Raw genomic sequence first — 10,373 nt, forward strand, 5'->3', positions numbered from 1 at the left:
GTGTAATGAATCGCAAGAAAGCGGTACCAATTCAGGTCAAATTCTGGTCAAGGTGAAAGCCTTGCACCTGATTTACAATAAAAATGAAACGTTATGACCAATTTATAGGAGGATTTAAAATGAAAATGCAAAATTTCAAGAAGAACGATGCTGCAGTGATCAAAAAATTTATTGAGAGCCGCAAAGCAAGTCAATTCGAGAAGCCCCGCAATCTAAATTTATCCTGGAGCAACTGGGGATTTGGCCCTGAATCTCTGGAAGTAACAGCTGCCAGACTGGAAAAAAACAATGTCCGTTTTATCGAGCTTCATGGTAACCGTTATGGACAGGATTTAGGCTATAAAACAAAAGAAACTAAGAGCATCCTGGATGCACATGGGATTCAAGTATCAGGCGTTTGCGGCATGGTTTCTCCTGAATCCGAGTTTGCCAGCAAAAATCATTTTGTAAGACAACAAGCTATTGATTACTTCCGCCGCAATATTGATCTTGCCCAGGAATTAGGCGGGTCATACATTTTGTTCTCACCTGGCGCCGTAGGAAGACCACAAAAATATGATAACAGCGAAGTACAAAGAGCAGCAGATACCATCAGAGTGCTTGGCGATTATTTTGTAGAGAGCGGTGTTTATGGTGCGCTTGAGCCGGTTCGTGCCGATGAAGTAAGCTTATGCCATACGTTTGCTGATGCGCAGCACTTAATCGATCTTATTAATCATCCTGGTGTACAGCATATCGCGGGCGACGTGTTCCATATGCTGCTGAACGAAGAGCACATTGCTTCGACTATTCTGGAGTATGGACCTAAGCTTATTAACCTACACCTGGCCGATACAAATAGACGCGCTCTGGGCACTGGAACATTAGACATAGATCTTATCATTATGGCACTACACATCATCGGTTTCAACAATGACAAGAGCTTCTGTTCTGCTGAGCCGCTTGGAGCCGGAGCCAATCCTTATAATTCGATGTATGAACTGACTGACACACGTATTCTGGACGACCTGGTGAGCCAAACAGCTTCTTATTTCTATGAAAGAGAAGCAGAGCTGTTGAACGCCAGCGAAGCTGAGCTGGAGCAGCTGTTAGCCGCATCATCAAGCTCAAAGTAATCTTCAAGTGTCTTTCAATTAATCTTTCAAGATCATCCAAGTAATTCTTCATCCGGATGTGTTCCAGCCATCAAGGAACCATCCGGGTCCTAAATAAACGGGAACAATTTTACTAAAATTCATATTTCCGGAGAGAATAAAGCCAGGGGGTGAAACGGGAATGACGCAGGAATATATGCTCCAAATGAAAGATATTTCCAAAACCTTCCCCGGAGTTAAAGCTCTATCGCATGTCAATTTATCGATCAAAAAGGGAAGTGTCCATGCTTTAATGGGCGAGAACGGAGCTGGAAAGTCCACCTTAATGAAAATATTAATTGGACTTTACACCGACTATGCAGGCGAGATTTATTTTAAAGGACAAAAAATTGTTCATAAGGATATCAAAAGCGCATTGAATGCCGGAATCGCGATGATTCATCAGGAATTAACCTACGTTCCCGAAATGACGGTTGGAGAAAATTTGTTTTTGGGAAACGAGCCGAGGCATAAATTTTTTGGCATGGTAGATACGAAAACACTGCATAAGCGCACGAATGAATTACTCGGTCAAATCGGAGTGCAAATCGATCCTGATGTATTGATGAAGGATTTAAGCGTTTCTAAGAGGCAGATGGTGGAGATCGCTAAAGCGGTTTCATACAAATCGGAGCTTATTATTATGGATGAGCCCACATCTGCAATTCCGGAGCGAGAGGTTGAAAGCTTGTTCCGCATCATAAGGGAACTGAAGGATAAAGGCGTGTCCATCATTTACATCTCGCATAAAATGGATGAGATTTACCGGATTGCTGATGAATTTACGGTTTTAAGAGATGGAACCTACGTAGGAACGCATTCCATTCAAGAAGCTGATGAGAACAAGATGATTTCCATGATGGTTGGAAGACAGCTATCGGAGCTGTTCGTGCAGCGGACGCCGACTGAAGGTCCTGTTGTATTATCGGTTAAGGATTTAACGAGACAAGGGAAGTTTGAGAACATTTCATTTGATTTAAGAAAAGGCGAGATTCTTGGACTTGCCGGACTTATGGGCGCTGGCCGAACCGAGCTGGTAAGCTGCATCTACGGGCTGGATAAGGCGGATAGCGGAGAAATTCATATCAAAAATAAAAAGGTAAGTATTCGTAAAGCGAATGATGGCATTCAGCATGGTGTTGGACTTGTAAGTGAGGACAGGAAAACGTTAGGTCTGGTTCTGGGATTATCGGTAACTGAAAACCTGATGCTGCCGAATTATAAGCAATTAAATAAGTCCTTTCTTATTTCTGACAGTAAAGAACGAGACATTGCCGACAGGTCGATCTCTGACTTAAACATAAAGACTCCTTCAAGAGAGCAAAAGGTAAAAAATTTAAGTGGCGGGAATCAACAAAAAATTGTTATTGGCAAGGTTCTCTTGAGCAATCCGGATATTCTCATCCTCGATGAGCCTACTAGAGGGATTGATATAGGGGCGAAGTCAGAGATTTATAAGCTGATTTCCCAGCTTGCCAGTGAGGGAAAAGCGATTATTGTCGTTTCCTCAGAGCTGCCGGAAGTCATGGGATTAGCTGACCGGATTCTGGTTTTGCATGAAGGCAAGGTTGCGGGACAGCTGATGCGCGAGGAAGCGAGCGAAGAGAAAATTATGGCCTTGGCGTTCGGCAAGCATAAACAGAAACAGACGCAAACGCAAAACTGATACTAGGAGAGTTACAATATGGCTGGACATGCGAATTCGATTTCGAAAATGAATGGAAGCAACCGCAATATTTTAAAGAAATATGGGCTGTTAATTGCGTTACTAAGCCTTTGCATCATATTTTCACTGACATCACCTGTTTTTGTTACAGAGCAGAATATTCTAAACATCTTAAACCAGGTATCGATTAATGCCATTCTGGCTATCGGTGTAACCTTTGTTATTATTATCGGCGGTATCGATTTAGGCTTAGGCTCGTACGTCGCATTAACAGGCTGTTTGGCTGCCCTTCTAGCCCAATCTAGTGATGGGACACTATTGCCTATATTAGTAGGTGTAGGTGCCGGTCTGGTCATAGGGTACATCAACGGTTTGATTATTACCAAAGGCAAGTTGGCTGCATTTATCGTAACCTTAGGCATGATGACAATTGCGCGTGGGGGAGCACTGGTTATAAGTGAAGGGAGACCGATCTCTAATCTATCTCCTGCCTTTAATCATATAGCGGGTGGAACAATTCTAGGCATTCAAATCCCCATTTTAATCGTGCTGGCTATACTCATTATCTCATTTTTTGTACTGAAAAAAACCGTCTTTGGACGCTATGTGTATGCAGTAGGTGGCAATGCGGAAGCCGCAAGAGCTTCAGGCATTAATGTGAACAAGATCAAAATGTATGTGTACATTCTTTGTGGCGGCTTAGCCGGGGTTGCCGGAATTATTCAGGCTTCTAGAATTACGACCGGCCAACCGAGTATCGGTGTCGGATACGAATTGGATGCTATTGCTGCTGCGGTTATTGGCGGAACGAGCCTTTCGGGCGGATCTGGTAAAATCATGGGAACCATTATCGGGGCTTTAATTATCGGAGTTATTAATAATGGATTGGATCTATTGAACGTTCCTTCTTATTTTCAACAAATTATTAAAGGTATGATTATTATTGGAGCATTGCTGCTGGACAGAAAGTCCGAAAACTAATTAACAGATATCCCTTGTAAGCTCGGTCTAAGGCTGCATGCGGGTTCAAAGACTAAGTTTTGCAGGATCAAATATCATATAGCACAACAAAAATACAACTAGACAGGGGAACAGAAAAATGAAAAAGTTATTGTTAATCTTGGTTGGCTGCACTCTTATTATCGCTTTAGCTGCTTGTGGAAGTAAAACAGAAACAGGTGCGGATGGGGAAAAGCAAAAGGTTATCGGTGTTACTATGAACAATCTATCAACAGAATTTACAGCTACCCTGGCCAAAGGGATTGAAGAAGCTGCCAAAGCAAAAAACGTCAAGGTAATCGTCAATGATGGCGAAGGCAATCCGAATAAGCAAATCCAGCAGGTGGAAACATTTATAGCTCAAAAGGTAGATGCAATCATTATTCAACCTCTTGAAACAGAAGCTTCTTCACCAGCAATTGAGAAAGCAAAAAAAGCAGGCATTCCTATTCTTAACGTAAACTCCATTACAACTGCTGAGCCTGACGCATTCGTTGGTTCCAGAGATGAAGAGTCGGCAGAGCTGGCTATTGATTACATCGCTAAAATGACAGGTGACAAAGGGAATATCGTAATGATGCATGGCCGTCCAGGTCAATCTGCAGAAATCAAAAGAACAACAGGCGCTATGGATCAATTGAAAAAATACCCGGACATGAAGCTGATTGCCGAGCAAACTGCCGAGTGGGACAGAAACAAAGCGTTAAACCTGATGCAAAACTGGCTGCAAGCTCATAAAGGACAAATTAGTGCTGTTTTTGCTCAAAATGATGAAATGGGCATGGGTGCTTTAAAAGCAATCGAAGATGCCGGTCTGAAAAAAGATATTATTGTAGTCAGTGTAGATGCAATTTCCGATGCCCTGCAATCTGTCAAGGATGGTAAATTGGATGCAACTGTATTCCAAAATGCCAAAGGCCAAGGAGCCGGAGCGATTGACACTGCGCTGAAAATCATTGCCAAAGAATCAGTGGAAAAAGAAGTGTTCATTCCTTTTGAACTGGTGACTAAAGAGAATGTGGATCAATATGTAACGAAATAATACGCTTGGACCGGAGAGACTCACCACCAATGAGCGAAAAGCGTGCGTGAGTCTCTTCCCTTATTTGTATAAGACATTTCAAGCGGAGGAATAGGCCTTGAGAAAACCTAGAGTAGGTATTGTAGGATTGGGAGATATTGCACAGAAGGTTTATTTGCCGATTTTGTCCAAGGAAGACAATTGGTCACTAGTGGGCGCATTTACACCTAATGAGGCTAAACGAAAAAATATATGTACAAAGTATAGAATTGCAGATTTTAATAGTATCCATGATTTGAGTAAAGAGTGTGATGCTATTTTCATCCATAGCTCTACCTCCTCGCATTTTGAACTCGTAAGTTATTTTTTAAGCAATGGTAAGGATGTTTATGTGGATAAGCCTTTGGCTGCAACGCTGAAGGAAGCAGAGAAACTAGTGGAATTAAGCCACAAGCACAAAAGAAAGCTCATGGTAGGCTTTAATCGTAGATTTGCGCCTATGTATGTTAAAGCAAAGCAGTTATCCACGGAGACAGCATGGGTGCGAATTGAGAAATACCGTAACGACAAAATAAATGCTGCCCATTACGCGGATACGCTGCTGGATGGCTATATCCATTTAGTTGATACAGCCAGATGGATAGGCGGCGGCAATCTTGCTGTGAACAGCGGGAATGTGCAGGCCAATGAAACGAACAACCTTGTGTATGCCCAGCATAGTTTTAGAGCAGAGCATGATCCGCGTGTGCAGCTGTTTACGGGCATGCATCGCAAGGCGGGAACAGGGCTGGAGCTTTTAGAAATCGTAGGCATGGATAAGATCGTTAGAGTTAAGGACCTCCATACGTGCGAGATTGAAGAGAAGGGCAAAGTGACAACGAGTACCTCGGGTTCGTGGGATACGATTTTGAAGGAAAAAGGCTTTGAGGCTGCTGTTGCTCACTTTATTGCTTCTATTGAAGGGGACACAGCACCATCTATTGATGGGTTGGAGGCGCTGAAAACACAGCAGCTGCTGATGAGATTACTACAATAATAATAAAACTGGAGTAGGGAGAAACCAATATGGCTGAGATCATAACAATCGGAGAGATTCTAGTAGAGATAATGACGAAAAGCGTGGGTCAGACCTTCGAAGAAATAGGGGAATATACAGGACCCTATGCAAGTGGAGCGCCTGCGATCTTTATCGATCAAACAGCCAAAACAGGGAGTTCCTCGGCAATTGTTGCAAAGGTAGGGAATGATGGTTTTGGCAAATTGAATGTGGAGCGTCTGAAGCGGGACGGCGTGGATGTGCAATTCGTCGGAATTGAGCAGGAGAGAACGACAGGGATTGCTTTTGTCACCTACAAGGAAAACGGAGATCGGGACTTTATTTTTACTACCAAAGGTTCTGCTGCAGCTGAGCTGACGCCGATGGACATCAAGGAAGAAATGTTTAAGGATAGTAAATATTTTCACATTATGGGCTGCTCGTTTTTTAATGATGAAATGATTGAAGTGTTCAGAAGAGCTATTTCCTTAGCCAAAGCGCAAAATGTACTTATATCATTCGATCCAAATATTCGTAAGGAAATCATGGAAGATGAGAAGCTTAAAGCATTGATTCTTTTTGCTCTTGAGAGCTGCGATATTTTTCTCCCCGGGGAGAATGAATTGAAATGGATTACGGGCATAGAAGATGAGGAAGAAGCAGTACGTTCTGTGCTCAGTCAGCATGCCAGCTGCGTAATTGTCAAAAAAGGCAGCAGAGGCGGCCGGGTTTACGAACGGGAGCATCATTTCGATATTGAACCCTACCAGGTCGAAGAAGTGGATCCGACTGGAGCCGGGGATTGCTTTGCAGGAACGTTCATATCCTTGCTGAATCAAGGGAAATCCATTGAGGAAGCAGTCAAATATGCCAATGCATCCGGAGCCTACGCGGTTATGAAAAATGGACCGATGGAAGGGACGGCGACTTTGGAGGAGCTGAAGCAATTCATGAAGCTGAACGAGATATCGGCAGGAGCATGATTACCGCGGTCACGTTAAACGCAGCCGTCGATAAAAGCTACCATGTTCACCAGCTTCAAAGAAATAAGACCAATCGGGTTACTGAGGTTATTGCCGTTCCGGGTGGCAAGGGGATTAATGTGGCCAGAGTGGCCCATATGCTGGGGGCTGAGGTTACTGCCAGCGGGTTTGTGGGAGGCACGAATGGTGACTTTATTCATCGTGGGCTTGAGCAAGCAGGCTTGATCAGTGATTTCGTCCGGGTAGAGGGAAATTCGCGGGAGACGATTGCGATTTTTGATGCTTCGCAAGAGGGGATCACGGAATTTCTAGAGCCAGGCCCTGTTATTGCTGCAGAGAATGATGCGCTTTTTGCCATAAAGCTGAAAGAGCTGGCTGCTAAAAGTAAAGTGGTCGCTTTCTCGGGAAGCATCCCGCAAGGCTTGTCGCCTGACATATATGCAAAGCTCATTGAGATGGCGAGACAGCAGGGTGCTGTCACGATATTGGATGCAAGCGGTGATGCCCTATCAAGAGGCTTCGAAGGGAAGCCTGACATATGTAAGCCGAATCGCGACGAATTGGAGCAATGGCTGGGATACCGGCCTCATGGACACCAGGAGGTCACGGCAGCCGCCAAACAGCTGGTTGACCAAGGCGTCAAGCTGGTTATTGTTTCTATGGACAAGGAAGGATCTATTGCTGTTACGAGTCAAGCGGCTTGGCATATCATTCCTCCTGTGATTCAGGCGGTTAACACGGTTGGCTGCGGGGATTCACTAGTAGCTGGAATCGCCTGCTATTTGAACCAGTTGGACCCGCAACAGCTTGCAGCTTTTTCCACGGAAAAGCACCACATCGAGCAGGCCTTGAAATTAGGAACTGCGGCAGCAGCTTCCAATGCTTTGCATCGTTCAGCAGGAATGATTAATTTGGATGAGGTTCATCGTTTTTTTGATTTGGTCAGGGTGACTGAATTGTAGGGCATTGTGGATTAACGACTTTTGAATGAACAATATTGAATAAACATTTTTGAAACAAACAATTTTGAAAAAAATTCTGATATACCATTTATGGAATAAATCAATTTTTGAAACAAACAATTTATGCAAATGGGAAGGTGTTTTCTAATGGGATTAGTATCTTCGACACCAATGTTAATGGAAGCCAGAAAGAATGGCTATGCTGTAGTTGCTTTCAATGTACACACCATAGAGATGATGCAGGCAGTTGTAGATGCTGCTGAAGAGCTTCAGGCACCGTTAATTTTACAAACGACTGTTGGGACGGTTAAGCATTTAGGCATGGATTATATTACAGCAGCCGCTAAAGTAGCAGCAGCCCAAGCTTCCATTCCGATCGCTCTGCATTTGGATCACTGCCAGGATTTTGAGTTAATTGCCCAATGTATGCGGTCCGGATATACTTCAGTAATGATCGATGCGTCCATGCATCCTTTTGCAGAAAATGTGAAAAGAACGAGGAAAGTCGTGGAACTCGCCAGCGCACTTGGAGTGAATGTAGAGGCTGAGCTTGGCAAGGTCGGTGGCGTCGAAGACGATATTGTTGTAGACGAAGCGGATGCGCTGCTGGCAGACCCGGCTGAATGTGAGCTGTTTATTGAGCTTACAGGCGTATCTACCTTAGCACCGGCTATTGGTACTGCCCATGGCATTTACAAAGGGGAGCCGAACATCGATTTTACACGAATTGCTGAAATTGCGGGCAAGGTAGAAGTTCCGCTCGTACTGCATGGTGGTTCCGGAATCCCGGCCGCCCAAGTACAGCGCAGTGTTTCACTGGGCATGGCGAAGATGAACGTGGCTACAGAATTGAAGAATGCCTTCTCCGAGTCGATCAAGCAATCTTTTATAGATCATCCATCAGAGCTCGATCCTAGAAAATATATGGTGCCTGCCAAGGAAGCTGTGAAAAAACTGGCTATGGAAAAAATTCAATTGTGCGGCTCAGCGGGGAAAGCAAACGCAGTCCAAACAAGGTGAGCTCTATGCCATATAAAATCGTGTTTTTCGATATAGACGGGACACTGATCAATGGGCACAAGCAAATACCGCAAGATACGATAGAGGCTATTAAGCAGCTTAAAGCTTCTAACATTCATGTCGTGATTGCTACAGGAAGATCCCCGTATCATCTAAAGCCTATTGCAGAAGAAGTAGGGATAGACTCTTATATCAGCTTCAATGGATCGATTGTGGTTCATCAAGGGGAGCTTATTCATAGGCAGCCTATTTCCGTTCATTCGCTGCAAGCGTTGGATCAGATGGCAAAATCAAACAGTCACCCCTTGGTGTACTTAGGCGATGAAGGCTATTACGCGAATCATGATCAACATCCTCATATTTTGGAAACTTTTCACGAACTGAATATCCAGCCTCCAGCCTATAATCCTGATTATTGGAAGGATAACAGCATCTTTCAAGTGATGATGTACTGCCAGCATAATGAAGAGCTTTCATATGTGCAGGTTGATGAAGAGGGAACCGCGCAGAGCGTTCCTGATGTAAAAGCAGTACGCTGGCATGCGCTATCAGTGGATATTATCCCTGCTGTAGGATCAAAGGCACGCGGCATTGAAGCTCTGCTTAACCATATGGGAATTTCCCCGGCAGAGGCTGTTGCCTTTGGAGATGCTTTAAATGACAGGGAGATGCTCTCCTATGTAGGTATGGGAATTGCTATGGGCAATGCTTTGGATGAGTTGAAGGCGTTGGCCAATTTCACAACCAGGCATGTGAATGATGGTGGCATTCGATACGGTTTACAGCATATAGGTCTTATTTAGGCTCAAACTAAAGTGTTTACCGCGATAAAATACGTGGTAGGCACTTTTTTTACTTACCATCAGGCCTGCTTAGATGCCTGCCCGCCATTAGACGCCATGCGGGGGCAAAAGATGTCAGCCCGCCATGTGGGGCATAAAGATGCGAACCCGCCGTGCGGGGCAAAAAAGATGCCAACCCGCTATGCGGGGCCAAAAAAGATGCAAATGTGCATCTTTTTTGGGCCCAATGTAACTAAATAAAAGGAATTGCTGCGTACATACAGCAATTTTCCGTCTCCTAACCCGTTTCGGGAGTCGAAGTCAAGAATTCCTGCACAATTGCAGGAATTCTTGGTTTTAAGCCGATTTTGAGCGGAAAATCCTGCACAACCTTTCGCAGTTGTTACTCGCAATTTTTAGAGTTAACGGCTTGGGCAGATGATTTGAGTTGAAAAAGAAAGTATCCTATACTACTAGTATAGATTCGTGATAAATTAAAGGTGAATATCTAAAATAATTTCTATAACAATTTCTATAACAATTTCTGGCTCGACCTAATAATCAGTGCTTGACAGTCAAGTTAACATTCGATGGTGGTTAAATGCTACGAAAATGCCAGCTTTATAGCGGCCCGGTACTTTTCGAGGGTAACACGTGCGCTAATGGTCACCGGAGTCTAAGCTTGCCCCACAGTTGTTCCAGATTTTGGATATCGAAAACAAAGCTACTCAACGAAGAAGCATGGCGTTATGATGGGAGTAACTCTATTAA

The 10,373-nt window shown here is 44.0% G+C and carries 9 protein-coding genes; all 9 read left to right on the forward strand.

The window, feature by feature from the left end; all coding sequences use genetic code 11:
• Window positions 1–119 precede the first annotated feature (119 nt).
• The 9 genes from J2Z66_RS37175 (at window position 120) to J2Z66_RS37215 (ending at window position 9,623) form a co-directional block, all read left to right on the forward strand.
• Window positions 120–1,115: a sugar phosphate isomerase/epimerase family protein gene (locus J2Z66_RS37175; RefSeq protein WP_209978172.1), complete on the forward strand. Its 996-nt coding sequence runs from the start codon at window positions 120–122 to the stop codon at window positions 1,113–1,115.
• Window positions 1,116–1,275: 160 nt separating this feature from the next.
• Window positions 1,276–2,799, forward strand: a complete 1,524-nt coding sequence (locus J2Z66_RS37180; RefSeq protein WP_209978174.1) for a sugar ABC transporter ATP-binding protein — start codon at window positions 1,276–1,278, stop codon at window positions 2,797–2,799.
• Window positions 2,800–2,817: 18 nt separating this feature from the next.
• Entirely contained in the window at window positions 2,818–3,780 is a 963-nt protein-coding gene (locus J2Z66_RS37185; RefSeq protein WP_245376132.1) for an ABC transporter permease, read from the forward strand.
• Between the two features lie 118 nt (window positions 3,781–3,898).
• On the forward strand, window positions 3,899–4,840 hold the full coding sequence (locus tag J2Z66_RS37190; RefSeq protein ID WP_209978176.1) for a sugar ABC transporter substrate-binding protein: 942 nt from the start codon (window positions 3,899–3,901) through the stop codon (window positions 4,838–4,840).
• A 97-nt stretch (window positions 4,841–4,937) separates the two neighbouring features.
• The gene (locus tag J2Z66_RS37195; protein WP_209978178.1) at window positions 4,938–5,855 is read left to right on the forward strand and encodes a Gfo/Idh/MocA family protein; all 918 of its coding nucleotides are present in this window, start codon (window positions 4,938–4,940) and stop codon (window positions 5,853–5,855) included.
• Between the two features lie 29 nt (window positions 5,856–5,884).
• Window positions 5,885–6,838, forward strand: a complete 954-nt coding sequence (locus tag J2Z66_RS37200) for a sugar kinase (RefSeq protein WP_209978180.1) — start codon at window positions 5,885–5,887, stop codon at window positions 6,836–6,838.
• On the forward strand, window positions 6,835–7,800 hold the full coding sequence (locus tag J2Z66_RS37205; RefSeq protein ID WP_209978182.1) for a 1-phosphofructokinase family hexose kinase: 966 nt from the start codon (window positions 6,835–6,837) through the stop codon (window positions 7,798–7,800). The genes J2Z66_RS37200 and J2Z66_RS37205 overlap by 4 nt, the downstream gene beginning before the upstream one ends.
• Before the next feature lie 147 nt (window positions 7,801–7,947).
• Complete coding sequence (locus J2Z66_RS37210) at window positions 7,948–8,820, forward strand: class II fructose-bisphosphate aldolase (RefSeq protein WP_209978184.1); 873 nt, start codon at window positions 7,948–7,950, stop codon at window positions 8,818–8,820.
• Window positions 8,821–8,825: 5 nt separating this feature from the next.
• Window positions 8,826–9,623 (forward strand): Cof-type HAD-IIB family hydrolase, encoded by a 798-nt coding sequence (locus tag J2Z66_RS37215; protein ID WP_209978186.1) that lies wholly within the window; start codon window positions 8,826–8,828, stop codon window positions 9,621–9,623.
• Window positions 9,624–10,373: the final 750 nt, after the last annotated feature.

Source organism: Paenibacillus eucommiae (assembly GCF_017874215.1).
Classification (GTDB): domain Bacteria; phylum Bacillota; class Bacilli; order Paenibacillales; family NBRC-103111; genus Paenibacillus_AI; species Paenibacillus_AI eucommiae.